The sequence below is a fragment of the Burkholderia sp. LK4 genome, assembly GCF_001043615.1.
Lineage (GTDB): Bacteria > Pseudomonadota > Gammaproteobacteria > Burkholderiales > Burkholderiaceae > Burkholderia > Burkholderia cepacia.
In genome coordinates this window covers 155,388-179,762 of the sequence record NZ_LDUL01000041.1, presented here as the reverse complement: position 1 = coordinate 179,762, position 24,375 = coordinate 155,388, and the positions used below count along the sequence as shown (strand labels likewise).

Here is a 24,375-nt window from a genome sequence, read left to right as displayed (position 1 = left end):
CGGCCGCACGATACGTGCGATGCAAACGCAACGAGCCCGTCGCGGGACGGGCTCGTTGATGGTGCGGGCTGCGCGCGAAGGCGCGCGGCGGCAGGCTTAGTGGCCGAAGTAGACCGAGTCGCGCGGGTTCTGCACCTTGACGGCCGGTGCGCCGCCCTGGACGGTCGCGGCCGGTTGCGCACCGTAGCCGCTGTTGTCGGCGCCGCGCACGCGGGCTTGCGCGGCTTCGATGTCGGCCGGGTAGTGCGGGCTCGCCTGGCTCGGCTTGTAGCCGGCTTGTTCGAGCTGAACCAGTTCGTTCTTCACTTGCGCGCGGGTGACGGTGCTTTGGGCGAATGCGCCGAACGAAGCGGACAGGGCGACAGCGGCAACGACTGCGGAAACGAGCGATTTCATGATGACCTCCGATGTTTATTGGCTTTCCGCGTTCGACACCATGTCGTAAGCGGTTGATTACATCGTAGGCGCCGGTCGACCTAGGGTAAACGTGAGTTTTGGTGAAAGATCGTTGTCGCTGGAGTAATAATTCCGGGATATACGCGTTCCGTCCCTATTCGATGTTGCCGGATTTGCAAGGGAGCGGAGCGAATGCGCGCCACGCGGACGGCGTACGCGGACAGGTGCCGGGCGGCGAAAGCGCGGGTGGAGAGGCGGCGGAAGGGTTGCGTTGCCGACGGGTCAGACGTCGTCGTCGATTTCCTTGCGTTCCCGGCGTTCCTCGTTGCCGCGGCGCGCGCGCAGGCGCTGGCGCGACAGCACGGCGATCACCTGCTGGGTCGGCGCGCCGGACGGCAGTTCGTTGCGGATGCGATCGGGCACCATGGGCAGGCCCGCGCGCTGCCGGCGCAGCGCCTTGGCGATCGCCCGGCGGCATTCGTCACCGTGGCAATCCCATTCATCGCGGATTCTCTGGCAATAACGGCATTGTTCCATCCGGACAGTCTAACGCGTCTTCGGGAACGGGGCTGGACGCGGGCCCGAACGCGTCACGCGCCGGGCGCGGCATCGGCGAGCGCTGTCGCATGCGACTGGAAGCGGCGATGTTCTTCCGGCGGCACGAGCGAGCCGCCCGTCGCCCAGATGACGTGCGTCGCCCGGCGCAGGTCGATCGCATGGCGATGCACGTAGTCCTTTCCGGCCGGGGAGTGCGCCAGCCAGCCGGGGCCGCCGACGGCAGCGGCGGCCGACGGCTCGAGTTCCACGCCCGTCGCGCGCCGGACCGCGAGCAACTGCGCGTAAAGCTGCGCGTCGCTGACGGTGAAGACGCCCGACAGCTGGGACGCCATCAGCGGGCTGACGAGGTGCGACGCCTGCGCGACTGCCAGGCCATCGGCCTCGGTCCGGTTGTCGAGCCCCGCGTCGTAGACGGAGACGGGCTTCCCGGGGCCGGCGGCCAGCTGGACCAGCATGCACGGCGAAGCGACGGGTTCCGCGAAAAAGCAATGCACGTGCTCGCCGAACAGCGCCTTGAGGCCGTAGGCGATCCCGCCCGGCGCGCCGCCGACGCCGCACGGGACATGGACGAAGAGCGGATGCGCCGCATCCACGACGCGGCCCGCCCCGGCGAGCTGCGCGGCGAGATGCCGGGCACTGGCCGCGTAGCCGAGGAATAGCATCAGCGAGCCTTCGTCGTCGACGAAGTGGCTGCGCGGCTGATTGCGTGCCTGCGCGCGTCCCGCCGCGACGGCTTGCGCGTAGTCGCCGTCATGTTCGATCACGCGAACGCCGCGTGCTCTCAGGCGCGCCTTCTTCCACGGCTTCGCGTCGGTCGACATGTGGACGACCGACTCGAACCCCAGCGCGGCGGCCATCACGCCGATGCTCAGGCCGAGATTGCCGGTGCTGCCCACGATGACGGTGTGCGCGGCAAACAGTTCGCGTGCGGCGGTCGATGCGAGGAGCCGACGGTCGCCCGCGGGTTCGAGCAGGCCGTGTTCGATCGCGATCGACTCCGCGAGCGCGAGCACTTCATGAAAGCCGCCGCGCGCCTTGATCGAGCCGGCGACCGGCAGTGCGTCGTCGCGCTTGATGAACCACGCGCCGTGTTCGTCTGCCGGGAGTGACAAGCTGCGCTGCAGGCTGTCTGCCGGCATCAGCGGCGATTCGATTTTTCCCGCGCTCGCCGCGAGTTCGGGGAACAGCTCGGCCATCAGCGGTTCGCAGCGCGCCAGCCGCGCTTCGGCCATCGCAATGGCGTCGATCGCCGGTGCGTCGTGCGGCATCGGGCTGCCGGCGTGGGGGTTCAGCCACAGCAGCGGGTGGCGTGATTGCAGCTTGGCTAATAGGTCGGAAGGCTGCAGCGTGAAGGTCATGGATCGGTCTTGCGTCGGATGAACGGGGAATCAGGCTTGAATGCTACGATTCGAACCGGTTGCGCAAAAGCGCCGATTTCTAATGAATGCATTAGCCTGACTTATAACGATGCGACTCGACGGTTCGATCCTTGGTGCGTTGCTGTGCTTTGAAACAGCCGGCCGGTTGCTGAGCTTCACGAAAACGGCACAGGCGTTCAACCTGACGCAAAGCGCCGTGAGCCAGCAGATCCGGAACCTGGAGGACCGGCTGGGTTACCCGCTGTTCGTGCGTCAGGCGCGCGGGCTGAAGTTGACCGAGAAGGGCGCGACCCTGCTCGGAACGATGTCGAGCGCGTTCGGCGACATCCATCGCACGCTTCAGGCGCTCGACATGCCGGACGCGCCGCTGCAGGTGAGCTGTCTGCCGTCGCTCGCGCTGCAATGGCTGATGCCGCGCCTGTCCGGATTTCATCGGCTGCAACCGGACGTGCCGGTTCGCGTGAAGGCCGAGTTTCAGGTGCTGGATCGTCAGGCCCTGGAGACCGACGACATCGACGTGGCGGTGCGCTACGACCCGGTGCAATACGGGCGGCTGCATGCCGAGGCCATCCTCGACGAAATCCTGTTTCCGGTCGCCACGCCCGCGTATCTGGCGCAGCATCCGTCCTTTGCCGGCGGGGAGTCTCTGGATGGCGTCGTCCTGCTGCACGACGCGGCTCCGTGGGGCGGCGCGCCCGAGTTCGTGGAGTGGCGCACGTGGCTGGAGGCGGTTCGTCCCGCGTGGATGGCGCTTCTTGACGGCCCGCAGTTCAATTTCTCCAGCCTGGCAATCACGGCTGCGCTGAACCATCAGGGCGTCGCGATGGGGCGCGCCGCGCTGGTACACGACGAGATCGCGAGCGGACGGCTCGTGGATGTATTCGGCAGGCACGTGCGTGCGCCGGCGCGCTACATGCTGTTGTCACGCAATCCCGACGATCCGCGCACCACGGTTTTTTCGGACTGGCTCAAGGCCGAGTGCGCACGCTTCGAGGCGGCTCGGTCACGCCTGCTTTCGAACGGAAGACGGCACGGGTAGCCGAAGCTGCCGGATGGCTGGGTCGGAGTGCGAAGTAGTTGAGAAACGAGTGCCGCCGCACACTACGATTTCCCGTCCGTCTCCATACGGAATGCTTGCGCACGGACGCGGCTGGCGAGCGTTACTTGAGTTGCCAGATACCCCAGATGGCGATCAACAGGCCAAGGCCGAATCCGCAGCCGAGCAACACGTAGGTTTCCATTGCAGGTCTCTGAAAGCGTGGCAGCGCCGATGCGGACATCGGCGTGCGAGCAGGACAGTCGGTGACGTATCGTTCGCATCGTCGGGCGCGGCGATACGCCGGGTCCGCGAATACTACGCTCGGCAGCTTTCAGAACGCATGCGGGATCGATGGCAATCCGCCGCCCGTCATTGCTTGACCGCGTGCGTGTTGTCCGGCTGGGTAACGTGCGATCCGCCGTGCCGGAACACGCCCGATTTCCAGATCATCTGCGAGGCCGCGACGAGCACGAAGAGCAGCACGACCATCCTGAAGCTCCGGGGCGACATCTTGTCCCGCAGCGGGCGGACGAGCCACATGCCGGCAATGGCCGGCAGGCTGGCCGCCGCCGAGATCGCGAGGTCGGCGGCGCTCGCGTGCGCGGCGCCGCTGAACGTCGTGAGCAGCGTGACGATCGACACCACGAGGATGATCGCGATCTGCTTCGTGAAGGCGCGCCCGGTCGCGCCGGACGAAATCAGGTAGGTGGCGAGCAGCGGGCCGGGAACCGACGCGATGCTTTCCATCAGCGCGGCGCCGAAGCCGAGTACAAAGCCGACGGGCTTCTGCCATGCGGGAGGCAGGTTGAGCTTCGGCGCCGCGAGCATCAGCGTCGCCGCGACGATCAGCAGTGCACCGGACGCCGCCTGCGCATGACCCGGATTGAGCGAGAGCAGGATCGCGACACCGACGATATTGCCGATCACGGTGCCCGCGATCGGTGCGGCGATCTTGCGTGCCGTCGCCAGCACCTGGCCGCCTTCCAGCGCCTGCGGAATGTTGCCGAGGATGATCGGCATCGACAGCAGCAGCACCGCATGCCGGATCGGCAGGAACTGGCTGAGTATCGGCATCGCGATCAACGGCACACCGATGCCCGTGATCCCCTTGGCCATGCCGCCCAGCAGCAGCGCGACGGCGATGCCGGCCAGATCGAACGCGCCGAGCCCCTGCAGGCTGGAGACCAGCACACCTTCAGTCAGATTGAAATGCATCATGGATTGGCTTGTCGCGGCATATCCGGCAGCGAGCGCTGTCGAAGGTGCCCGTTGCGGCGCGTGCGTATTGCACGCATGTGTTCTGGATCGGCTTGACCGGGCGTCGATCGCACGGCGCCGCACCGTTGCGCGGCCGCGTCCGCAGGCAATCGACGCGCGGTTCGAGGATGCATCTTACCCGAGCGCTGCGGAGGGCATTCGGCGTGGGGCGTGGCGTGCCGCCGGTATCGTCGGCGCGATCAGGTACGCGGTTCAATATAATTCATGACCGTGTGTCGCCTCATGCGCGATATGCATTCACTGGAACAAGGAGACCCGATGACGCTTGCGCAGTTGCAGGCTCTGGCAGCCGTGGTCGAACTCGGCTCGCTCACGGCCGCGGCCGACCGCCTGAGCCGCAGTCAGTCCGCGATCAGTCATGCACTGACCGAGCTGGAAGACATCACGGAGGTCAAGCTGCTCTGGCGCGACCGGCAGCCGGTCGTCCTGACGGCGGCGGGCGAACGCCTGTGGCCGTACATCCAGAACGTGGTGCGCGAAGCGCAGTTGCTGCGCCAGCAGTTCAGCGTGTCGCGCGGCAAGCTCGAAGGGAAGCTGGTGGTCGCGTCGCTGCCGAGCGTGTCGCTGGCATTCGTCGTGCCTGCGCTCGAGGCGTTGAAGGAGATGCACCAGGGCGTGTCGGCGGTGCTGCTCGAAGGCACGGACAGCGAAGTCGAAGGGTGGATCGAGGACGGTACCGCCGACGTCGGCGTGGTGGCCGGCACGAAGACCTTCGCGCACACGCTGCCGCTGCTCGACGAGGACTTCGTCGCGGTGGCGGCGGATGGCATGTTCACGGGCCGCAAGAGCGTGTCGGCGAAGCAGTTGTCCGCGGCCCCGTTCATTTTCTCGAAGGCAGGATGCGGGCCGGTGATCGCGGATTACTTCGCGCGCAGCGGCACGCCGCTTCGCGCCGCGTTCAACGTGGTCGAGATGCGCACCATCCTGTCGATGGCGGAGGCCGGCATGGGCGTGTCGATCGTTCCGCGCATCACGCTCACGTACACGCCGTTCGGCGGCCGCGTGCTGGCGCTTTCGCCGCGGCTGCATCGTTCCGTCCGGCTGTCGTGGAACACGTCCGGCAATGCGATCGCCGATGCGTTCGTGCGGCTCGTCGACGCGCAACGCGCGAAGGCGGCGAAGGCGATTCACGCGCGCGCGAAAAGGAGCCGGTGACGAACGGCCGGTGCGATGAAAATCGCTCATGGGCGGCTTGCAGTTTATTCATGCCGGCGGTGGTTGAGATGCAATACATTGATCGAACTCGCCCCTGACCGCTTTGCCCCGAAGGAGATTGCCGTGCCGGCCTTGCCCACCTTGCTTGCATTCGGACTCGTGTCGCTCGGCATGGTGCTGACACCCGGGCCGAACATGATCTACCTGGTGTCGCGCTCGATCTGCCAGGGCCGCCGTGCCGGGCTGGTGTCGCTCGGCGGCGTCGCGCTGGGGTTCGTCTTCTACATGGTGTGCGCGGCGCTGGGCATCACCGCGCTGGTATTGGCCGTGCCGTATGCGTACGACGTGCTGCGCTTTGCCGGTGCGCTTTATCTGGCGTACCTGGCGTGGCAGGCGCTGAAGCCGGGCGGCCGTTCGGCGTTCCAGGTCAGGCAGCTGCCGCACGATAGCCGCGCCAGGCTTTTCGCGATGGGCTTCGTCACGAACCTCGCGAATCCGAAGATCGCGGTGATGTATCTGTCGCTGCTGCCGCAGTTCATTTTGCCGGGGCACGGCAGCGTGCTCGCGCAATCGCTGGCGCTCGGCAGCGTGCAGATCGCGGTGAGCGTCAGCGTGAACGCGCTGATTGCCTGCATGGCCGGCGCCATCGCGGGTTTTCTGGCGGGGCGGCCGGTCTGGGCGTCGGTTCAGCGCTGGTTGATGGGCACGGTGCTGGCGGGACTCGCCGTGCGTATCGCACTGGAGTCGCGCAGCTGACGCGAGTGGCCGACGGGTTGCGGGATAGCAGGGGGCTCCCGAGTTGCATCGTGACGAACGCACCCGGTATCGTCAGCGCTGGCAGTTGCCCTGCGCTTCGTTGCCGGCCTGCACGGGCGCGGCTTTTGCGTTGCGCCGGCCGCGCGTCGCGAGCCAGCACAGGATCGACCCGCCGCATACCATCGATGCGCCTTGCCAGAATTCGATCGACAGCGGTGCATGCAGCAGCGTCGCGGCGAGCATGGCGGCGAGTACCGGGGTGAAATACGATGCGCCGACGATGATCGTCACGTTGCCGTGCATGATGCCGGTGTTCCAGGCCGCATAGCCGAACCCCAGCGCCGATGCGGCCAGCACGATGTAGATGGCCGCCTGCAGGCTGAACGTCATGCCGCCGCCGCCTTCGATCGCGAACTTGATCCAGAGCGCCAGCGCAACCAGCATGAAGAACGGCGTGACGCCGTTCTTGCCGTCGGCGATGCGCGCCGTCACCGTGCAATAGCCGGCCCAGATCAGCGCGCCGAAGAACGCGAGGCCATAGCTCAGCGGATTGTCCGTGACGTTGTGCAGCATGCCGGCCGGATCGAGCCCCTGGTCGCCGCCGAGCACCCGGCAGATCCCGAGCATCGACAGCAGGACGCCGGGCACGACCAGCAGGTTGGCGCGCTGCTTGTTGAACACGATTGCCGCGACCAGCGTGAAGCTCGGCCACAGATAGTTGACCATCGCGACTTCGATCGCCTGCCGGCCGTTGCTGGCATAGCCGATCGACAGCGACAGGCACACCTCGTACGAGACGAACAGCAGCCCGCCCCAGAGCAGATAGTTTTTCGGGAACCGGCTCAGGTCGGGGAACCCGATCGAGAACAGCAGAAGCACGGATGCCACGGTATAGATCATCGCGGCGCCACCGGTCGCGCCGAGGCTTTCGCTGACTCCACGAACGAGGGCGACCACGGAGGCCCACAACAACACCGCGCCGAGCCCGGCGAGCGTTGCCTTATTCTTGCGCTTCATGCGTCCTGCCTGTTTCAACATTCAAATTCGCTATCGGATGATTCGGTTCCGCCTGCGCAGGGCCCACGGGTACGTCGATCCGGACGGTCTCGATCCCGGTGTGCCGGCCGCTCACCGGGATCGACATGTCACGGCCGCCGACCCCGGACGCCTCGTCGCTGTCGAACGGCGTCGTCCCGTCGTCTTCGCCGAAGCAGCTGACGGTCGCGAACGTCTCGCTCATGGCGGAGTACGAGGCGCGCAGTCTACCGCGTGTCGTCGCGCAATGGCTTGAGATGGGCGTACAACACGTCACCGTGCGCCATCGCGGTATAGTCGCGCAGCAGATTCGCATCGAGCAGTTGGTCAGGTTTTCGTTGCAGCCAGTCGCCCGTATCGCGCTTTCAGGGAGGGAAGCCATGAAGGAAGTGCCGTATTTCTCGCAGTGGGAATCGGTGCACCTGGTTTCGCGGTTCCTGTCCCGCGAATTGCGCGCGGAGGACGACCCGTTGTGGCATCGCTCCGGCGCCAGCACGCCGGAGGAATACGCGCAGTGGAGCCCGAACATCTGCGGTATCGCGTGCCTGAAGATGTTGCTCGCATACCGTTTGAACACGATCGTGCCGCTGCTCGAACTGGTACGCGAGGCCGTCGGGTTCGGCGTCTACCGGCCCGAACTCGGCGACACAGGCAAGCGTCTGCATTACCGGCCCTTCGTGCACTGGGTGCGCGAGCGCTACGGGATCGATGGCGATGTGGTGGAAGGAGTCGATTCGGCCGCGCTCGAACCGAAGCTGCATGACGGGCACATGCTGATGGCGTCGGTGCATCCCGGCATCCGGCACGACGGCTTCGAGCCGCCGTCGCGGGGCGGGCACCTGGTGCTCGTGTTCGGCACGAATCGCGACACCGGTGACTGGCTGTTCCACAACCCGTCCGGGTTCGACGTGCGCACGCAGCGGAACGTGGCGATGCCGCGCGCCACGTTCGACCGCTATTTCGCGAACCGCGGCATCCTGATTGCCCCATGACGTTGCGCATGCAACGAATCCTGCGCGCGCAGCATCAGGCGCCCGTCGCAACGGGCGCCTGACCGATCACCGGTCGTTGCGCTTCTTGCTCAGCTCGATCGTCTCGAACAGCGCGTAGTCGGCGGTCGGGTGCTGGTCGGCGCCCGGTGCGTGGTAGTAGCGCATCGTGATCGTCGTATGCCCGCCCGGCTTGCCCGGGTCGTGGTCGAACACGGCAATCCCGTAGCCGGTACCCGTATCGCGACGCGCGGACCAGATCGCATCCTCGAGTGCATCGGCCGGCTGGCGCACGAACGTATTCGGCGCCGTGCCCGGCACCGGCCGGTTCGGCTTCGTGAACACCTTCGCCCGCGCAAAGCCGGTTGCCGGGTTCTCGCCGTATACGTCGAGCGGCGCACTGGTGCCGCCGCCGCCCAGGATCAGGTGGATCGTGCCGTGGCTCGTGTCGAACGTCGTGCGGTCCGGGTCGTTCGATCCGACCGGGCGCGGCTGCAGCGTCTCGACCACTTCGCCGGTCGTCGCATCGACGCCCGCGCGGTGATTGCAGCCGCGTACCGGGTAGCTGCGCTCGTAGTCGTGATCGTGGCCGCACAGCACGAGGTCGACGCCGTAACGGTCGAACAGCGGCAGCCATGCTTCGCGAATGCCCTTGTCGGAACCGTTGCCCGTCTTCGACGAACTGAGCGCGTCCTGGTGCATCTGCACGACGATCCAGTCGATGTCGTCGTCGTGCGCGGCATGACGCAGCGTGTGTTCGAGCCAGCGCGTCTGCTCGCCGTTGCTGTAGCCGCGCACGTAGAACGACGTGCCGGGCTCGATCGGCGGGCGGCCCGTGCTCGCGGCCGGCACGAGCGGCGCGGGGCCGCCGACGAACGCGGCGGCATCCTGGTAGACGACGTCGTCGGCGTCGAGCGACACGAACAGCACCGAGCTCACGCGGAAGCTGTACCAGCGGCCCGGGAAGCGCGTGCCGTTCTCCGGCAGCGTATAGCGCGCGAGATACGAGTCGAGCCCCTGCGGACCGTTGTTGAACTCGATCTCATGGTTGCCGGGGCACGGCATCCACGGACGATTCGCCGCCGACGTCTGGTTGTTGTTGCCGAAATCGCGCCACACCTCGGGCTGGTGCGCGGGGTTCAGGTTCGCGTAGCAGAGGTCGCCGTTCAGCAGATGGAACAGCGGCTGGAACTGCTCGACGGCCTGCACCGCGAAGCGGCTCTGCGGCGACGACAGCACCCACGCACCGTTCGGCGTCGCAAGGTCGCCGTAGCTCGTGAAGCGGAACGGCGCGCGGCCGCGCGGTGCGGTCGAGAAATTCGCGGAGAACGGCTGCGCGGCATTGCTGTCGTTGTCGGCCGTGATCTCGTAGCGGTAGCGCGTATTCGGCTTCAGGCCGTGCACGCGCGCGTGGTACGCGAACACGGTCTCGCCGTTGAGGCCGTCGGTGTACAGGCGCTGGACGCCATGCACGGTGCGCGGCGGCTCGCCGTCGGCGACGATGCGCGCGCGCGGATTGACGGCCGACGCGAGCGATGCCCACGAGATCACGACTTCCGACGTCGGGTCGTTGCCCCACGTCAGGTGGACCTGTTCGGGTGTGCCGTCCGGGGTCGACGCGGCGGCCCGGGCTGCCGCGAGGCCACCGGCGGCGGTGGCGAGGCCGGATACGCCGGCGAGTTTCAGGAAGCCGCGGCGCGAGACGGATGCGGCGGGCTCGTTCGGCTGGATCGGGGAGTTGTCCTGGTTCGACATGGTCGGTGTTTTCGTGGGTGGAGACGCGAGATGCGGAACCATCCGGCCGCGCGTGAGCGTGGCCGGGGCGTGGGCCGGAAACGAGCGGGATCCCGGTGCCGGACATTGTCGGAGCGCAGTTTTGCCGGGTTGTGACAGCACGGCAGCCCCGCGGGAACGCCGGCACCTGCCGAGCTTGCGGATCGGGGCATCCGGCCCGCGCCGACGCGCGTCCGCTTCGCGCCGATATTTATTTGCCGACATCGCGACGGATTCTGATCACTCGCGCCGTTTAACGCATGAACGGCCGCTTCCGGTCGATACCTGCCACATCGGAGTCTTTCATGAAGCTTTCCATCCCGTTGCGGTTTGCCACGGCATGCGTGGCCGCGCTGGCTGCGTCCGCTGCGTTCGCGCAGGCCGTCATCGTCGCGCCTTACGCGCCGCCGCCGCCTCGCGTCGAAGTGATGCCGGCGCCGCGCGCGGGCTATGTGTGGGACCAGGGCCACTGGCACTGGCGCCAGGGTCGTTATGTCTGGATTCCAGGCCACTGGCAAGTGGTTCGCGTCGGTTATCACTGGGTGCCGGGCCACTGGGCCGCGCGCGGTCCGGCGTGGCGCTGGGTTCCGGGTCACTGGGCCTGATGCGCACGCCGCCGCACGGCACGCGGTGCCGGCGCGGCGGCGCATTCCCGCAACGTCATGAGTCGCAGCCATGCTCTTTCGAACCGTGGTGATACTGGCAGCCGCAGCCATCGTGCTGGCCGGCTGTGTCGTCGTGCCGGCGCGTCCGGTCTATTACCGGCCCGCGCCGGTCGTCGTATATTGAGCGCGCCGGCCGCCGCTCGCGCGACCGGGCGGCCGGCATCCGATCGAACCGATCGACACGATCGCCATGCGGCCTGAAACGGATGCCGATGAAACGGACCTTGCCGAGGCCGTGCGCGATGCGTGCGGCGATCCCGAACCGCCAGCGTGGCGGGGCCGGGTAATGGCGCGGCGCATGCAAGGAGAGCACGACGATGAGCTTCGGTCTGCCGGCGGGCGCATTGACGAACGCGCCGCGGCACAGACGCGCGATGCGCTGGAGCGCCCCGCGTTGAGCGACGGCGATCCGGACGCCGCGCTGGTGGCACGGGTCGGCGCGCGCGACGCGTCGGCCGTGCGCATGCTCGTCGCGCGCAAGCTGCCGCGGCTGCTCGCACTCGCGACGCGCATGCTCGGCGACCGCACGGAAGCCGAGGACGTCGCACAGGAGACGTTCTTGCGGATCTGGAAACAGGCGCCGGGCTGGCGCGAGGGCGAGGCGCGGTTCGACACGTGGCTGCACCGTGTCGTGCTGAACCTGTGCTACGACCGCTTGCGCGGCCGCCGCGAGGAACCGGTCGACGTGTTGCCCGACGTGCCCGATCCGCAACCGGAACCGGCCGCCCGCGCGGAGACCCGCTCGCGCGACGCGCGCGTGCGGCAGGCGCTCGCGGCGTTGCCGGCGCGGCAGCGCGAAGCGCTCGTGCTCCAGTACTATCAGGACATGTCGAACATCGAGGCGGCCGACCTGATGGGCATTACCGTCGACGCGCTGGAAAGCCTGCTCGCGCGCGCGCGGCGAAACTTGCGCGCGCAACTGGCCGGCGATTCACCTAGCGAGGACATCCGATGACACCCGAACGATTTCGTACCATCGTCGCCGCGTACGGCTCGGATGCGCGGCGCTGGCCGGACGGCGAGCGCGCGGCTGCCGAGGCATGGGCGCGCGCGCATCCGGGCGACGCGTTGGCGGCGCTGGACGAGGCCGCCGAACTCGACGCGTGGCTCGCCAACGATACGGTCGCACCGCCCGCGCCGGCGCTCGTCGAGCGCATCGTCGCCACGGCGCCAGCCCCGGCGCCGCGGCGCACGCGGCGGCGGGGCACCGTGTGGTGGTCGGGCGCGGCATTCGCGGGCGTGGGCCTGGCCGGCGCGCTCGCGGGTGCGGTGGCCGTGTCGATGCTGATGCTCGGGAGCGTGCCGCCTGCGCACGAGCAGGGCTACCTGACAACGACGTTCGGCGGACCGAGCGTGGACTGGAGTGATGAATGAGTGAGCGTGGCTGGAAATTCGTTCTCGTCGGTTCGGTCGTGCTGAACGTATTCATGCTCGGCGCGATCGGCGGCGGCGCGTATCAGTGGTTCTCGACGCATCGCGACCTGCGGGCCGCGGGCGCACCTGCATCGCGCACCGCATTGCGTTTCGCCGCGGACGAGTTGCCGGACACGCGCCAGCAGGAATTCGCCGCCGCGCTGAAGGCGGCACGCAAGGACGGTCGCGATTTCGCGCGGGAAGGGCGCGACGACCGGATCACCGTGCTGGATCTGCTCGCCGCGCCGCAACTCGATCGCACGGCGATCGACGCCGCGCTCGACCGCACGCGTGCGGCCGATATCGCGCTGCGTGCGCAGGTGGAGCGCAGCGTCGTCGATTTCGCGGCGACGCTGACGCCGGACGAGCGCGCGAAGTTCGTCGACGGGTTGCGGCGTAGCGGCAACTGGCGGTTGCCGCCGAAGTTGCAGAAAAAGCAGGGCGAGGCGGGGAGTCAGTAAGGAAACGCGGCGCGGGGGACGTGCGGCGGCGCGCCTTTCCTGCGCTGTGCAACGCCTACGCGGAACGCCGGTCGGCAATGCTTTCAGGTACGCGTTCGCGAGCGATCGCAACGCGACCACGGCCGCGACCGCGTGACGCGACGGAGACATTCAACGTGCCAGCATCCAGGCGGAGATCGCGTCGACCACGCTGCTCTCCAGGCCGTTGAAGCCGTGATAGGCGAACGCTTCGCATGGATCGCCCCGGGACGTGCCGCCCGACACGATCATCCGTTCGGCCTTCGGCGATGCATCCAGTTTCTTCAACAGCGTATCCGTGTCGGACACGGGGCAATGCTTGCAGCCGTCGTTCTGGTGATGAACGACGAGCACCGGAATCCTGAGGCTGGCCAGGTTCATGTCGGTGACCGCGGTACCGCCTCGATCTTCACGGAGGATCGTGGACGTCAGCACGATACCGTCCGGCCCGCCGCCGCCGGCCAGCGCGATCGCGACGGCAGCGGCGGACTGGGTGCCGCGGCTCGTCCCGACCAGCCAGACCGGTACGTGCAGTTGCTCCCTCAACCACGCGATCACGGCACGCGCGTCGTCGGCGTGTTCCTTCGAGAGTCGAAAGCCGTTGAGGTAGGGCGCGGATTGCCGGTCGCTCGGTGCATCGATGACCGCGACAGCGATACCGTCATTCACGAACAGCTGCCTAGTGCGGACGAGAAAGTTGCCTGCGCCCCATCCGAACCGGCCGGACGGGTCCAGTTGCAGCCCGCCGTGTCCGCCGGCGTAAAGGATGGCCGCGGCTTTCGGCGCATCCGGCGCGATGAAGAGAAACCGCTGGGTGACCCCGGGGCGGGTCGGGACGTCGACGACCCTGGGTTGACCCTGCGCGTGAGCGGGATAGCCGTGCAGCGCCAGCACCATGGCGAGCAGCCACGCGCATGCGAACCGATCTGCAAAGGCGACAACGGGAGCCGGCAGCAGGATGGAGAGCAGCGTGGTCATGCCGATTTCCGGTGGCGTCGAATTCTTGTTCGGGGCGGGACGACGATACCTCCGTGACCCGGAGCGATACATTCCATTGAGTCTAGGCCGCTTTCCGGGAACGGCAAGCGCCGGGCGGATATGGGCGACAAGGCGGCATTCGACCCGTCCAGGGTTTCGGCCGACGCACGATCCGGCCGGTCCACGCCGGTCAGGCGGGTGAAAGCCTGTCGGCCGAATGTCGAAGCGTGTCCGTCCCTCGGCGGGGCACGGGGCCGCGTTGCGGCGGCTGAGCAATCCGTCGATGCGTTGCCACCGTCGGTCGAATCCGCGCAGGAAACTCGAACGGCGACACACACGCATTGAAGTCCACGCTGGAAACTCGCACGCCGACACACACGTTTTCAACCCCCGCGCGCCAAACCCGAAATATTCGTCTTCCCCGCGACGGATTTCCCGCCGGCCGACGTTTAACACGGGTACGCATCGCACGAGCCCCGCCATGGACCACCCGAACGACATCACCCCGGCCGCCATCGCGCTGAACCGCTTCGGTCTCGGCGCGCGGGCCGACGAAGCGCCGCCTGCCGACCCGAAGGCGGCGCTCGTCGCGCAATTCGACCGTTACGAAGTACGGCCAGCCGCGTGGGCCGGCGAGCCCGACGCGGTGGCGCTCGCCACGCGCTTCGCGAACGCGCGCAATGCGATGACCAGCGACGATCCCGCAACGAAGCGCGCAACCGAGCAGTCGATCAGGCGCGACGGCAACGATACGTATCGCAGCGCCGTCGTCGCGCGGGTCAACAGTGCGTTGAACACGCCTGCACCGTTCGTCGAGCGTCTCGTGCATTTCTGGGCGAACCATTTCGCGGTATCGGTCGACAAGGGGCCGGTGGCGGCCTACGCGGGCGCGTTCGAACGCGACGCGATCCGCCCGCACGTGCTCGGCCGTTTCGAGGACATGCTGGTCGCCGTCGAGCAGCATCCGGCGATGCAGCTGTTCCTCGACCAGGCGCGCTCGGTCGGCCCCGACAGCCCGGCCGCGCTGCGTGCCGAAGCGCGCAATCCGTCGAGCAGGCGCGGGCTCAACGAGAATCTCGCGCGCGAAATCATGGAGCTGCACACGCTTGGCGTACGCACGGGTTATACGCAAGCCGACGTGACGGAATTCGCGCGCGCGCTGACCGGCTGGAGCATCGCCGGCGGGCGCGGCCCGCAGCCCGGCGATGCGGCGCCCGGCGCGTTCGTGTTTCGCCCGAAACTGCACGAGCCCGGCGTGCGGATCGTGATGGGGCGCAGCTACGACCAGCCCGGCGAATCGCAGGCCCGCGCGATCCTGCACGACCTCGCGCATTCGGAGGCGACCGGTCGGCATATCGCGTTCCAGCTCGCCCGTCATTTCGTCGCCGACAATCCGCCGCCCGCGCTGACCGACCGGCTCGCCCGCGCATTCGACGCGAGCGGCGGCGATTTGCCGACCGTCTATCGCGCGCTCGTCGACGCGCCCGATGCGTGGTCGCCGGTCAACCGCAAGTTCAAGACGCCGTGGGAGTGGGCCGTTTCTTCGCTGCGCGGGCTCGGCTGGCACGACACGGGCGACCTGAAGGCCGCGCCGCTGCTTGCGCAGATCGGCCAGCCGGTGTGGCGGCCGGGCTCGCCGGCCGGCTACGACGACGTGGCCGCGAGCTGGGCCGCGCCCGACGCGCTCGTGCGCCGCGTCGAGCTGGCGCAACGGCTGGCCGCCCGCACGGGCGACCGGCTCGATCCGCGCACGCTCGGCAACACGCTGCTCGCGGGTTCGTTGAGCGCGCCGACGGCGACCGCGCTGTCGCGTGCCGAAAGCGCGACCACGTCGCTCGCGTTGCTGCTCGTATCGCCCGATTTCCAACGGAGATGACCATGGCACTGTCCCGCCGACAATTCCTGCGCGTGGCGGCCGCCGGCGCCGGCGCGATGCTCGTCGCGCCGCGAATCGTGTTCGCGAACGTCGAAACCGACCGGCGCTTCGTGTTCGTGATCCAGCGCGGCGCCGCCGACGGCCTGAACACCCTGGTGCCGTATGCCGAACCCGCATATGCGTCGCTGCGCGGCCCGCTGGCGATCGACACGGCGGCCGCGACGCGGCTCGACGGCACGTTCGCATTGCATCCGTCGCTCGTGCGGACCGCGCAGTTGTACCGCGACGGGCAGGCGCTGTTCGTTCATGCGATCGCGTCGCCGTATCGCGACCGCTCGCATTTCGACGGCCAGAACGTGCTCGAGACGGGCGGCCGCGCGCCGTACCAGGTGAAGGACGGATGGCTGAACCGGCTCGCCGCGCTGCTGCCGGCGACACGCGAAAGCGCGATCGCGCTCGCACCGACCGTGCCGCTCGCGCTGCGCGGCACCGTGCAGGCGGCGTCGTACGCGCCGTCCGGTTTGCCGGCCGCGCCGGACGACCTGCTCGCGCGCGTGTCGGCGCTCTACGAGGCCGACGCGCAGCTCGGCCCGTTGTGGCAATCGGCGATGGATGCGCGCGGCCTCGCCGGCGATGCGCATGCGCGGCAGGATCCGGCGGGTGTCGGCAAGCTCGCCGCGACGTTTCTCGCGCGCGACGACGGCCCGCGCATCGCGATGATCGAAACGGGCGGCTGGGACACGCACAGTGCGCAGAACGCGCGGCTCGCGAATCAGCTGAAAGCGCTCGACACGATGCTCGCCGCGCTGCGCGACGGCCTCGGGCCCGCATGGCAGCAGACCACGGTGCTGGTGGCGACCGAGTTCGGCCGCACGGCCGCCGCGAACGGCACGGGCGGCACCGATCACGGGCAGGCGTCGGTCGCGATGCTCGCGGGCGGCGCGGTCGCGGGCGGCCGCGTGATCGCCGACTGGCCGGGTTTGCGGCCCGGCGACCTGTACGAAGGGCGTGACCTGAAGCCGACCGCGTCGCTCGACGCGCTGATCTCGGGCGCCGCCGCCGAAAGCCTGCGGCTCGATCCGCACCGCACCGCGTCCGCGCTGTTCGCCGAAAGCGGCGCGATGCGGCCGATGAGCGGGCTGATTCGCGGCACGGCGTGATGCGCCGGGTTGCCGCTTCCGCGCCGATTCATTCACGACACAAAAGGGAGAATGCAAGATGATGAGGATCCGCTCCGTTTCGCTCACCGTGCTGGTAGCGGCCAGTGCGACGTTGATGTCCGCCTGCGTGGTCGAGCCCGTGCGGCCGCCGCAGCCGGCGCCGGTCGTCGAGGTGCCGCCGCCGATGCCCGCGCCGGGCTATCGCTGGGCGAAGGGGCATTACCGGTGGGCCGGCAATCACTGGGCGTGGGTGCCCGGGCATTGGGTGGGCGTGTACTGATCGGGCGTGACGTGCCGCGCGGCGTGCGGCGAGGGTGCGGGGAAGCGGCGCTGCGTATTGAACTGCGATGCGCGTTGCCCTAAGCTGCCGGATCGTGGCGACGGGCATCCGGCGACGGGCAACCGGCGACGGGCTTCCGGCGACGCGCATTCCCGTTCGTCCGCCACGGCGAGCCGATCCGCGGCCGCCGGTTTCTTCGTTACGGCACCCACATGAAAGCATGGCTCGTTGCGCTGGCCGTCGTCGCCGGCATGACCGGCGCGCACGCCGCGTCGTTCAACTGCACGAAGGCGTCCACGTTCGTGGAACGTGAAATCTGCACCAATCCGACGTTGTCGCGTCTCGACGATGCGCTCAACGCGGATTTCCAGCACATGCTCTACGACTTCAGCAACTATCCGGTCGAGGATCCGCCCGAGTACGAGCAGTTCATGGCGACGCAGAGGGCGTGGCTGAAGACGCGTAACCGCTGCACGACGACGCAGTGCCTGATCGACAGCTACCGCAAGCGCATCGACGTGCTGTGCGGCCAGATCGACGTGCCGGCGAAAAGCGACCGCGCGAAATGCCGCAGCAACGGCGGCCTGGGCGGGCTCGAACTCGATCACTGAGCGCCGGCGTGGCGTGGGAGCCGGGAGCCGCCAGGCCGGTGCGCGCCTACCATCCGATCCGGTGCTTCTCCTCCGTCTCGCGATGCCGCCAGTCGTCGTCCGCATGCAGGTACTGGCTCGTCGTCGTGAGCGACGCGTGGCCGAGGTTGTCGCGCACGAGCCGCAGGTCGACGCGGCCGTCGGCCATGTGCGAGCCCGCGCTGTGGCGCAGCCAGTGCGCGGATGCCTGTTCGAGCACGCGTGCCTGCTGCTCGCCGGCTTCGCCGTTCGCGCGCAGCCGGTCGGCCGCGTGCCGGAACACCTGCTTCACGATCCGGTGCAGCGCCGCGCGCGTGAGGGGCTTGTGCGCCTGGCCGACCGGCAGCACGAGCGGCGTGGACTCGCCGTCGGACGGCAACGCGGGCAGGCCGTGCGCGCGCCGGTAGCGCGACAGCTCGGCCATCATTTCGTCGGTGGCCGGCACGAGCCGCTGCCGGCCGCCTTTGCCCGTCACGTCGAGCCACCAGCGGTCGCGCCCGTCCGCGTCGCGCCGGCAGAAGAACTGGCCCATCGTCGTGTCGGCCGCTTCGGTGATGCGCAGCCCGCCGAGATACAGCAGCGTGAACAGCCACCGCGCGCGGTCCGCATGGAAGCTCGCCCGCGCGTCGTCGCGCGGCATCGCGGCGATCGCTTCCTTGACCGACTGCCACAGCGGTTGCCCGAGATGGCGCGTGACGCGCGGTGCGGGCCGGCGCTGCCGCTGGCGCGACAACGCGAGCGGATTGCCGGCCAGGTAACCGGCCTGCACGAGCCACGAGAACATCACGTTCAGGATCACCAGCGCCTGCCGCTGGCTGGCCGCCGACAGCGGCCCGTAGAACGGCCGCCAGCGCGGATCGTCGCGCGGATGCTTGCGTCCGCCGTTCGCGCACCACAGCTCGGCCGGCGCGGGCGCGAGCAGGAACTGCCGGTAGACGATCAGATCTTCGTGCGTGAGCGACGACAGCGGCTTGCCGCACGCGATCACGGCCCACAGCAGCAGGCGCTCGGCTTCCTTGCGGTAGTTCTGGAACGTGGTCGGTGTGTCGACGAAGCGCGCGAGCCAGGCGCGCACCGCGTCGAGGTCGTTGGTCGCGGCAATCTGCGGATGCGTGCCGGTCGAGCGGTTGGTGCCCGTGCGTCCATCGAGCGCGGCCGGCACGGTCAGCGCATCGATCGGCAGCGGGCGCAGCGCGGTGTCGGACGGAACGGGTGAGGTCATGCGAAGCGGGGTGCGCTGAGCGGATCGTACGCGTGGAGGCGGGCGGACGAACGCGGCGCGATCAGGCCAATCAGGAAGCGTCGATGGTACACGATCATCACACGATGAACCCGCCGTCGACGGCGATCGCCTGACGGGTAATGACGCGCGCGGCGGGCGAGCACAGCCGCGTCATCGTTTTCGCGATGCGGCGGTGACTCGCCGCGCCGCGCCATCCGCGTGGCCGGTGTGCGTTGCGCGTTGTCGTCGCGGTTTTCCGGGCGGCCGGTGCTCGTCGAACGGGCGTTGCCGCCGTGGCACACGCGGAAACCGCACTCGATTCCGTCGGGCGTGCGCAGGTCCGTGCTGGGCGAGATACGACGGCGGGGCCGCGGGCGCCGTGGACATCCGGGTTGTCTCCTGTTGCGGGCACCGGGCCGGCAGGGCTGAACAGGCCGCGTCGCCCGGCGCGCGTGTGCGAGCCTCTGGCGGTCATGCGCGCGGCTGAACCGGATCACGGTAACGTACCGGCGCGGGCGCGGCGTCCCACGAATGAAGGTGGTGGCCCGGTTTCTGTAAGGTGTTTGTGAACTTTCTTGCGGCGAGGGTTTCTAATCGGCCCGCCAACGCTCCCTGAGGAACATCAGATGATTCGCCAATCCAGAACGCTGCTCGGCGCGGCCGTCATTGCCGGCAGCACGCTCGTCGCCGGATGCCAGACCGACGCGGTCGCCACGGCGCCGAACGCGGTGCGCCCGGCCGACGACGGCAAGCCGGTGACCAGAACCGTCCAGGTCGCGCCGCAATCCGCGCGATGCACGGGCGTCGCGCCGATGGAGTGCCTGCAGGTGCGAAACAGCCCGAACGAGCCGTGGAGCCTGTGGTACGCGGGCATCGAAGGCTTCGCGTACCAGCCCGGATACCTTTACACGCTCGAAATCGACGAATACCGCGTGGCTCAGCCGCCGGCCGACGGCTCGTCGATTCGCTGGGTGCTCAAGCGCGTCGTCGAGCGCCGTCAGGTGAACTGACGGCCGCGCTTACGCGGACGGGCGCGCTGCGGCACCGGCCGCCGGCGCGACCGTGTCGATCCGCCGGAACACGACGGACGACAGCAGCGTCACCCCACCCATGCACGCGAACGACAGCATGAATCCGTGCGCCATCGAGCCCAGACGGGCGCCAAACAGGCTGACGAGGCCGCCGCCGATCGACACGCCGAGCCCCATCGCCAGCATCTGCATCATCGTGAACAGGCTGTTGCCGCTGCCGGCGTCGGCATGCGACAACCCCTTGAGCGTCACGCCGTTCATCGCCGCGAACTGCATCGAGTTCGCGGTGCCGAACACGATCAGCAGCGCACTTTCCAGTAGCGGCGCGGGCCGCACCGACACCAGCGCGAACCCCGCGATCGCGCACCCGACGATCCCCGTATTCACGACCAGGAACGCCGCATAGCCGAAGCGCTTCACGAGCGGGGCGATCCAGCGTTTCGCGATGACCCCCGCGATCGCGGCCGGCAGCATCATCAGCCCCGATTGCAGCGGCGTATAGCCGAGCTGCACCTGCATCAGCAGCGGCAGCATGAACGGCACCGAGCTCGTGCCGATCCGGCACAGCAGGTTGCCGAGCAGCCCCGAACCGAAATTCGGCTCGCGGAACAGCCCGAGCCGGAACAGCGGCTGCGCGCGGCGCCGCGCATACGGCAGGTACGCGAGCGCGCTCGCCAGCCCGAGCGCCGCGAGCCCGGCCGCCCATGCGGCGCGATGCGCGGGCATCGGCGGGTCGATCGCGAGCGACAGCGCGATCATCGCGACCGACAGCAGCGCACAGCCGACGAAATCGAAGGGCGGCGGTTGTGTCGCCTGGTCGTGCGGCAGGTAGCGCTGCACGGTGAGGAAGCCGACCACACCGACCGGCACGTTGACGATGAACACCCAGTGCCACGAAATCGCCTGCGTGAGCCAGCCGCCGAGCGTCGGCCCGACGATCGGGCCGAGCTGGCCGGCGGTCGACACGAATGCGATCGCCGCGACGTACTGTTCGCCCGGCACGCGGCGCAGCACGGCGAGCCGCCCGATCGGCAGCAGCATCGAGCCGCCGATGCCCTGCAGCGCGCGCGCGGCGACGAGCTGGCCGAGCGTATGCGACGCCGCGCAGGCGATCGATGCGAGCACGAACACGAGAATCGCAATCGAGAACACGCGGCGCGTGCCGAACCGGTCGGCCAGCCAGCCGGACGCCGGTGTGAGCATCGCCATCGTCAGCGTATAGACGACCACGACGGGCTGCATCGCGAGCGGCGACGCGTGCAGGCTTTGCGCGATCGAAGGCAGGGCGGTGTTGACGATCGTCGTGTCGAGCGACTGCATGAAGAACGCAGCGGCGACGATCCAGAGCAGCGCGGAGTGTGTGGGTTCCCGGGACATGGCGAATTCGATGGTGCAAAGGCCGGCGCGGGCGGCGCGTCGGCACGGCGCCAGCCGGTCTTCAAGCGCACGATGGTACCGATTCCGGCGGTCATCGGGAAGCTGCCTGATGACGTTGACTGTCATCGGAAACAACGATGACAATGCGGGATGCTCAATCCCGTCTGGCTCAAGACGTTCGCGACCGTCACGAACTGCCGCAGCTTCACCGAAGCGGGCCGGCAGCTCGGGCTCAACCAGTCGAGCGTCAGCGAACACATCCGTCGTCTCGAGGAAAGCGTCGGGCGGCGTCTGTTCGTGCGCGACACCCATTCGATCGCGATGACGGCCGATGGCGAGGCGCTGCTCGTGCATGCGAACGTGATCCTGCAGGCGCTGAACCGCGCGGAATCGCAATTCCGCAAGCCGAGGCTGCAGGGCCTGGTGCGGCTCGGCGCGCCGGACGACCTCGCGCTCGTCGCGTTGCCGGACGTGCTGGCCGGGTTTCGCGCCGCGCACCCGGACGTCGCGCTGGAGATCACCACCGGCATGACGAGCCGGCTCTACGAAGGGCTGGACGCGGGGGCGCTCGACCTGATGATCGGCAAGCGGCGGCTCGGCGAGCGGCGCGGCACGCCGCTCCTGCGCACGCGGCTCGAGTGGGTCGCGCGGCCCGGCACCGTCGTCGATCCGGAGCGGCCGCTGCCGCTCGTGCTGGTCGCCGAGCCGAGCGTGACGCGCGCGATCGTCCTGAACGCGCTCGCCGAGAAGGGCATCGGCTGGGAAGTCGTGTGCTCGAGCAGCAGCCAGCCGGGCTGCATCGCGGCCGCGCGCGCGGGGCTCGGCTTGACCGCGACGTCGCACTATTTGTCGACGGGCGGGCTGGCGCCGCTGGTCAACGGCGGCGCGCTGCCCGTGCTGCCCGACATCGAATTCATCGCACTGGCAGCGAAGCGGCTCAGCCAGCCGGCGCGCACGCTGCTCGAATTGCTGGAAGCGAGCGACCTGAGCACGCCGGGCGCGAACGCGTAACGGGCTCGCCACGCGCGACGCGCCCGGTTCCGGCGCCCGCGCAACGCGATGTGACGCGCTCCGTCACGCGGCCATCATGCGACCGTCATGCGGCCCGCTTCTGCGAAATCACCAGCAGCGCGCCGTTCTTGTCCTCCAGCACCGCGCGGTATTCGTGCGGCCCGGCCTGCACGGGCACGCGCACCGACGCGCCGGCCTTCACGACCCGCGCCATCGCCGCATACAGGTCGTCGTCCTCGTCGACGCGCAGCGTGAGCGCCGCGCGCTCGACGATCTGCTCGTCGCCCGCGACCAGCGCGATCGTCAGCGGGCCGCCGTCGAGCGCGCAATAACGATCGCCGTCGCGGAACTTCACGTTCAGGCCCAGCCCGTCGACGAACAGCGGCAGCGCCGTGTCGATGTCGTCGACGGGATACAGCAGCATCGATACCTTCATCCCGGATCTCCCTTGTCTTGATGTGGGCGGCGTGCAACGTGCCGCCGTTCGATGCTAGCGCGCCGTTCGCGTGCTCACGCAGTCCGATCGGATGACCGTGAAACCCCTCTGTCCCCGCACGCGTGCCGATACTCCGAACAGACGATGCCCGCGCCCGGCCGCGCGCCGACACTCCCATCCGTGGACCGTCGCTATTCGTCCGTATCGTGCGGGCGGGCTGCGCGACCCCGACTCGTCCAACATACATGGAGACGCACGCAATGAAGTTTTCCCTCATCTACGAAGCCCAGACCACCGACGCATCGCGCGAGGGCGACCACCGGGTGTTCAAGGAGACGGTCGAACAGGCGCTGCTCGCCGAGCAGGTCGGCTTCGACACGATCTGGTGCGTCGAGCACACGTCGCTGACCAACTATGCGCACATGAGCGCGCCGGAAACCTTCCTTGCGTACCTGGCCGGCCGCACGACGCGCATCGGCCTCGGCCACGGCGTCGTGTGCCTGCCGCCCGCGATGAACCACCCGATCAAGGTCGCCGAGCGCGTCGCGCTGCTCGACATCCTGTCGGGCGGCCGCGTGCATTTCGGTGTCGGCAAGGGCGGGAGCCAGCAGGAAGCCGGCGCGTTCGGCTACGACCTCAACGAGCTGCAGCCGATGATCGACGAATCGATGTACCTCGTGCCGAAGATGTTCGTGCAGGACGAGATCGAGCACGACGGCAAGTACATCAAGATCCCGAAGCGTCCGATCCACCCGAAGCCGTTCCAGGATCCGCACCCGCCGATGTACCTCGCGTGCACCAACACCGACGCGCTGCTGCGCGCCGGCCAGCGCGGGATGGGCGCGCTGGTGCTCGGTTTCGGCGGCCCCGATGAAGTCGCGAAGAAGAACGCCGTGTATCGCGAAGCGTGGGCGAACCGCAAGCCGGAAGACCAGGTCGGTTTCCGCCCGACCCAGCACCTCGCGGCACTGTGCCCGACGGTCGTGATGGCCGACGGCCAGGCCGCCCGCAAGATCGGCATCCGCGGTCAGCGCTACTTCATGGAATCGCTCGCGTACTGGTACACGGGCGGCGAGCGTCCGGACCCGGCGAAGTGGGGCGACGACCTCGTGCAGGCCGACACCGGCGAGATGGTGATCCGCTCGCGCTTCGCGTCGGAGGAAGTCGTCGTGAACTTCGCCGATCCGGCGCTCGCGATGATGAACCCGAACCACGCGTACGGCACGGTGGACGACTGCATCGGCTATGTCGGCCGCCTGCAGGAAGCCGGCGTCGACGAAGTGCTGTTCCTGTGCCAGATGGGCACGGTGCCGCACGAAGCGCAGATGGAGACGATCCGCAATATCGGCGAGCACGTGATCCCGTTCTTCAACAAGGAGAAGGAGCGGGCCTGCGCGTAAGGCGGGGCGGGCCGCGCCCGTCGTCCCGTCCGGTCGGACGATGCGGCGCGGTCGCGCGAA

The 24,375-nt window shown here is 68.6% G+C and carries 26 protein-coding genes; 15 read left to right on the top strand and 11 right to left on the bottom strand.

What is annotated here, in order from left to right; all coding sequences use genetic code 11:
* Positions 1 to 96: 96 nt before the first annotated feature.
* The 3 genes from VK92_RS21685 to VK92_RS21675 all read right to left on the bottom strand — a co-directional run bounded on the left by VK92_RS21685 (position 97) and on the right by VK92_RS21675 (position 2,312).
* Complete coding sequence (locus VK92_RS21685; protein WP_048025041.1) at positions 97 to 396, bottom strand: DUF4148 domain-containing protein; 300 nt, start codon at positions 394 to 396, stop codon at positions 97 to 99.
* 282 nt (positions 397 to 678) lie between these two features.
* Positions 679 to 933, bottom strand: a complete 255-nt coding sequence (locus VK92_RS21680) for a hypothetical protein (RefSeq protein ID WP_027791787.1) — start codon at positions 931 to 933, stop codon at positions 679 to 681.
* 53 nt (positions 934 to 986) lie between these two features.
* Positions 987 to 2,312 (bottom strand): D-serine ammonia-lyase, encoded by a 1,326-nt coding sequence (locus VK92_RS21675; RefSeq protein WP_048025042.1) that lies wholly within the window; start codon positions 2,310 to 2,312, stop codon positions 987 to 989.
* 103 nt (positions 2,313 to 2,415) lie between these two features.
* Here VK92_RS21675 and VK92_RS21670 point away from each other — a divergent pair, with 103 nt between their 5' ends.
* Positions 2,416 to 3,372 (top strand): LysR substrate-binding domain-containing protein, encoded by a 957-nt coding sequence (locus VK92_RS21670; RefSeq protein ID WP_048025045.1) that lies wholly within the window; start codon positions 2,416 to 2,418, stop codon positions 3,370 to 3,372.
* Positions 3,373 to 3,741: 369 nt separating this feature from the next.
* On the opposite strand, the gene VK92_RS21665 is transcribed toward VK92_RS21670, so the two are convergent.
* Complete coding sequence (locus tag VK92_RS21665) at positions 3,742 to 4,590, bottom strand: sulfite exporter TauE/SafE family protein (RefSeq protein WP_048025047.1); 849 nt, start codon at positions 4,588 to 4,590, stop codon at positions 3,742 to 3,744.
* Positions 4,591 to 4,908: 318 nt separating this feature from the next.
* Here VK92_RS21665 and VK92_RS21660 point away from each other — a divergent pair, with 318 nt between their 5' ends.
* Both VK92_RS21660 and VK92_RS21655 read left to right on the top strand, forming a co-directional pair.
* A complete protein-coding gene (locus VK92_RS21660) occupies positions 4,909 to 5,805 on the top strand; it encodes a LysR family transcriptional regulator (RefSeq protein ID WP_048025049.1) in 897 nt (298 codons plus the stop codon).
* 123 nt (positions 5,806 to 5,928) lie between these two features.
* Positions 5,929 to 6,561, top strand: a complete 633-nt coding sequence (locus VK92_RS21655) for a LysE family translocator (RefSeq protein ID WP_048025193.1) — start codon at positions 5,929 to 5,931, stop codon at positions 6,559 to 6,561.
* Between the two features lie 72 nt (positions 6,562 to 6,633).
* Here the strand turns inward: VK92_RS21655 and yddG are convergent, their stop codons facing one another.
* Both yddG and VK92_RS21645 read right to left on the bottom strand, forming a co-directional pair.
* Positions 6,634 to 7,578, bottom strand: coding sequence for an aromatic amino acid DMT transporter YddG (gene yddG, locus VK92_RS21650; protein ID WP_146107247.1), 945 nt, complete (start codon positions 7,576 to 7,578; stop codon positions 6,634 to 6,636).
* Positions 7,562 to 7,801, bottom strand: coding sequence for a hypothetical protein (locus VK92_RS21645; protein WP_048025053.1), 240 nt, complete (start codon positions 7,799 to 7,801; stop codon positions 7,562 to 7,564). Before VK92_RS21645 ends, yddG begins: the two co-directional genes overlap by 17 nt.
* Before the next feature lie 175 nt (positions 7,802 to 7,976).
* Between VK92_RS21645 and VK92_RS21640 the strand changes: the two genes are divergently transcribed.
* A complete protein-coding gene (locus VK92_RS21640) occupies positions 7,977 to 8,588 on the top strand; it encodes a C39 family peptidase (RefSeq protein WP_048025055.1) in 612 nt (203 codons plus the stop codon).
* 66 nt (positions 8,589 to 8,654) lie between these two features.
* Here the strand turns inward: VK92_RS21640 and VK92_RS21635 are convergent, their stop codons facing one another.
* Positions 8,655 to 10,340, bottom strand: coding sequence for a purple acid phosphatase family protein (locus tag VK92_RS21635; RefSeq protein ID WP_021162944.1), 1,686 nt, complete (start codon positions 10,338 to 10,340; stop codon positions 8,655 to 8,657).
* A gap of 323 nt (positions 10,341 to 10,663) precedes the next feature.
* Here VK92_RS21635 and VK92_RS21630 point away from each other — a divergent pair, with 323 nt between their 5' ends.
* The 4 genes from VK92_RS21630 (at position 10,664) to VK92_RS21615 (ending at position 12,897) form a co-directional block, all read left to right on the top strand.
* Positions 10,664 to 10,963: a YXWGXW repeat-containing protein gene (locus VK92_RS21630; protein WP_027791779.1), complete on the top strand. Its 300-nt coding sequence runs from the start codon at positions 10,664 to 10,666 to the stop codon at positions 10,961 to 10,963.
* A gap of 250 nt (positions 10,964 to 11,213) precedes the next feature.
* On the top strand, positions 11,214 to 11,978 hold the full coding sequence (locus tag VK92_RS21625) for an RNA polymerase sigma factor (RefSeq protein WP_081076237.1): 765 nt from the start codon (positions 11,214 to 11,216) through the stop codon (positions 11,976 to 11,978).
* Positions 11,975 to 12,397, top strand: a complete 423-nt coding sequence (locus VK92_RS21620) for a hypothetical protein (RefSeq protein ID WP_021162949.1) — start codon at positions 11,975 to 11,977, stop codon at positions 12,395 to 12,397. Before VK92_RS21625 ends, VK92_RS21620 begins: the two co-directional genes overlap by 4 nt.
* Entirely contained in the window at positions 12,394 to 12,897 is a 504-nt protein-coding gene (locus tag VK92_RS21615; RefSeq protein WP_048025056.1) for a periplasmic heavy metal sensor, read from the top strand. The genes VK92_RS21620 and VK92_RS21615 overlap by 4 nt, the downstream gene beginning before the upstream one ends.
* A 150-nt stretch (positions 12,898 to 13,047) precedes the next feature.
* Here VK92_RS21615 and VK92_RS21610 read toward each other — a convergent pair whose 3' ends face one another.
* Positions 13,048 to 13,893: an alpha/beta hydrolase gene (locus VK92_RS21610; RefSeq protein ID WP_331457539.1), complete on the bottom strand. Its 846-nt coding sequence runs from the start codon at positions 13,891 to 13,893 to the stop codon at positions 13,048 to 13,050.
* 481 nt (positions 13,894 to 14,374) lie between these two features.
* Between VK92_RS21610 and VK92_RS21605 the strand changes: the two genes are divergently transcribed.
* The 4 genes from VK92_RS21605 to VK92_RS21590 all read left to right on the top strand — a co-directional run bounded on the left by VK92_RS21605 (position 14,375) and on the right by VK92_RS21590 (position 17,820).
* Positions 14,375 to 15,769 carry a DUF1800 domain-containing protein gene (locus tag VK92_RS21605; RefSeq protein ID WP_048025058.1) on the top strand — a complete coding sequence of 465 codons (1,395 nt, stop codon included), beginning with the start codon at positions 14,375 to 14,377 and terminating at the stop codon, positions 15,767 to 15,769.
* Between the two features lie 2 nt (positions 15,770 to 15,771).
* On the top strand, positions 15,772 to 16,929 hold the full coding sequence (locus VK92_RS21600; protein ID WP_048025060.1) for a DUF1501 domain-containing protein: 1,158 nt from the start codon (positions 15,772 to 15,774) through the stop codon (positions 16,927 to 16,929).
* A gap of 61 nt (positions 16,930 to 16,990) precedes the next feature.
* Positions 16,991 to 17,209: a YXWGXW repeat-containing protein gene (locus VK92_RS21595; protein ID WP_048025195.1), complete on the top strand. Its 219-nt coding sequence runs from the start codon at positions 16,991 to 16,993 to the stop codon at positions 17,207 to 17,209.
* 212 nt (positions 17,210 to 17,421) lie between these two features.
* Positions 17,422 to 17,820, top strand: a complete 399-nt coding sequence (locus VK92_RS21590; protein ID WP_021162957.1) for a lysozyme inhibitor LprI family protein — start codon at positions 17,422 to 17,424, stop codon at positions 17,818 to 17,820.
* A 46-nt stretch (positions 17,821 to 17,866) separates the two neighbouring features.
* On the opposite strand, the gene VK92_RS21585 is transcribed toward VK92_RS21590, so the two are convergent.
* Positions 17,867 to 19,060 carry a tyrosine-type recombinase/integrase gene (locus tag VK92_RS21585; RefSeq protein ID WP_048025061.1) on the bottom strand — a complete coding sequence of 398 codons (1,194 nt, stop codon included), beginning with the start codon at positions 19,058 to 19,060 and terminating at the stop codon, positions 17,867 to 17,869.
* Between the two features lie 626 nt (positions 19,061 to 19,686).
* Here VK92_RS21585 and VK92_RS21575 point away from each other — a divergent pair.
* Positions 19,687 to 20,070 carry a DUF4377 domain-containing protein gene (locus VK92_RS21575; RefSeq protein WP_021162960.1) on the top strand — a complete coding sequence of 128 codons (384 nt, stop codon included), beginning with the start codon at positions 19,687 to 19,689 and terminating at the stop codon, positions 20,068 to 20,070.
* 9 nt (positions 20,071 to 20,079) lie between these two features.
* On the opposite strand, the gene VK92_RS21570 is transcribed toward VK92_RS21575, so the two are convergent.
* On the bottom strand, positions 20,080 to 21,468 hold the full coding sequence (locus tag VK92_RS21570; protein ID WP_048025064.1) for a DHA2 family efflux MFS transporter permease subunit: 1,389 nt from the start codon (positions 21,466 to 21,468) through the stop codon (positions 20,080 to 20,082).
* A gap of 150 nt (positions 21,469 to 21,618) precedes the next feature.
* Here VK92_RS21570 and VK92_RS21565 point away from each other — a divergent pair, with 150 nt between their 5' ends.
* A complete protein-coding gene (locus VK92_RS21565; RefSeq protein WP_021159414.1) occupies positions 21,619 to 22,479 on the top strand; it encodes a LysR family transcriptional regulator in 861 nt (286 codons plus the stop codon).
* 85 nt (positions 22,480 to 22,564) lie between these two features.
* Here VK92_RS21565 and VK92_RS21560 read toward each other — a convergent pair whose 3' ends face one another.
* Positions 22,565 to 22,915, bottom strand: a complete 351-nt coding sequence (locus VK92_RS21560; protein ID WP_011355015.1) for a VOC family protein — start codon at positions 22,913 to 22,915, stop codon at positions 22,565 to 22,567.
* A gap of 260 nt (positions 22,916 to 23,175) precedes the next feature.
* On the opposite strand from VK92_RS21560, the gene VK92_RS21555 reads away from it, so the two are divergent.
* Entirely contained in the window at positions 23,176 to 24,315 is a 1,140-nt protein-coding gene (locus VK92_RS21555) for an LLM class flavin-dependent oxidoreductase (protein ID WP_011355016.1), read from the top strand.
* The last annotated feature ends 60 nt before the right edge of the window (positions 24,316 to 24,375 follow it).

Bases quoted from the DNA above. Each gene is read 5' to 3' on its own strand.
- VK92_RS21640 (WP_048025055.1), top strand. From the start codon at position 7,977: ATGAAGGAAGTGCCGTATTTCTCGCAGTGGGAATCGGTGCACCTGGTT.
- VK92_RS21560 (WP_011355015.1), bottom strand. From the start codon at position 22,915: ATGAAGGTATCGATGCTGCTGTATCCCGTCGACGACATCGACACGGCG.
- VK92_RS21675 (WP_048025042.1), bottom strand. From the start codon at position 2,312: ATGACCTTCACGCTGCAGCCTTCCGACCTATTAGCCAAGCTGCAATCA.
- VK92_RS21680 (WP_027791787.1), bottom strand. From the start codon at position 933: ATGGAACAATGCCGTTATTGCCAGAGAATCCGCGATGAATGGGATTGC.
- VK92_RS21605 (WP_048025058.1), top strand. From the start codon at position 14,375: ATGGACCACCCGAACGACATCACCCCGGCCGCCATCGCGCTGAACCGC.
- VK92_RS21660 (WP_048025049.1), top strand. From the start codon at position 4,909: ATGACGCTTGCGCAGTTGCAGGCTCTGGCAGCCGTGGTCGAACTCGGC.
- VK92_RS21630 (WP_027791779.1), top strand. From the start codon at position 10,664: ATGAAGCTTTCCATCCCGTTGCGGTTTGCCACGGCATGCGTGGCCGCG.
- VK92_RS21575 (WP_021162960.1), top strand. From the start codon at position 19,687: ATGATTCGCCAATCCAGAACGCTGCTCGGCGCGGCCGTCATTGCCGGC.
- yddG (WP_146107247.1), bottom strand. From the start codon at position 7,578: ATGAAGCGCAAGAATAAGGCAACGCTCGCCGGGCTCGGCGCGGTGTTG.
- VK92_RS21600 (WP_048025060.1), top strand. From the start codon at position 15,772: ATGGCACTGTCCCGCCGACAATTCCTGCGCGTGGCGGCCGCCGGCGCC.
- VK92_RS21565 (WP_021159414.1), top strand. From the start codon at position 21,619: ATGCTCAATCCCGTCTGGCTCAAGACGTTCGCGACCGTCACGAACTGC.
- VK92_RS21625 (WP_081076237.1), top strand. From the start codon at position 11,214: ATGCGGCCTGAAACGGATGCCGATGAAACGGACCTTGCCGAGGCCGTG.
- VK92_RS21570 (WP_048025064.1), bottom strand. From the start codon at position 21,468: ATGTCCCGGGAACCCACACACTCCGCGCTGCTCTGGATCGTCGCCGCT.
- VK92_RS21610 (WP_331457539.1), bottom strand. From the start codon at position 13,893: ATGACCACGCTGCTCTCCATCCTGCTGCCGGCTCCCGTTGTCGCCTTT.
- VK92_RS21665 (WP_048025047.1), bottom strand. From the start codon at position 4,590: ATGATGCATTTCAATCTGACTGAAGGTGTGCTGGTCTCCAGCCTGCAG.
- VK92_RS21615 (WP_048025056.1), top strand. From the start codon at position 12,394: ATGAGTGAGCGTGGCTGGAAATTCGTTCTCGTCGGTTCGGTCGTGCTG.
- VK92_RS21620 (WP_021162949.1), top strand. From the start codon at position 11,975: ATGACACCCGAACGATTTCGTACCATCGTCGCCGCGTACGGCTCGGAT.
- VK92_RS21635 (WP_021162944.1), bottom strand. From the start codon at position 10,340: ATGTCGAACCAGGACAACTCCCCGATCCAGCCGAACGAGCCCGCCGCA.
- VK92_RS21590 (WP_021162957.1), top strand. From the start codon at position 17,422: ATGAAAGCATGGCTCGTTGCGCTGGCCGTCGTCGCCGGCATGACCGGC.
- VK92_RS21685 (WP_048025041.1), bottom strand. From the start codon at position 396: ATGAAATCGCTCGTTTCCGCAGTCGTTGCCGCTGTCGCCCTGTCCGCT.
- VK92_RS21595 (WP_048025195.1), top strand. From the start codon at position 16,991: ATGAGGATCCGCTCCGTTTCGCTCACCGTGCTGGTAGCGGCCAGTGCG.
- VK92_RS21555 (WP_011355016.1), top strand. From the start codon at position 23,176: ATGAAGTTTTCCCTCATCTACGAAGCCCAGACCACCGACGCATCGCGC.
- VK92_RS21645 (WP_048025053.1), bottom strand. From the start codon at position 7,801: ATGAGCGAGACGTTCGCGACCGTCAGCTGCTTCGGCGAAGACGACGGG.
- VK92_RS21585 (WP_048025061.1), bottom strand. From the start codon at position 19,060: ATGACCTCACCCGTTCCGTCCGACACCGCGCTGCGCCCGCTGCCGATC.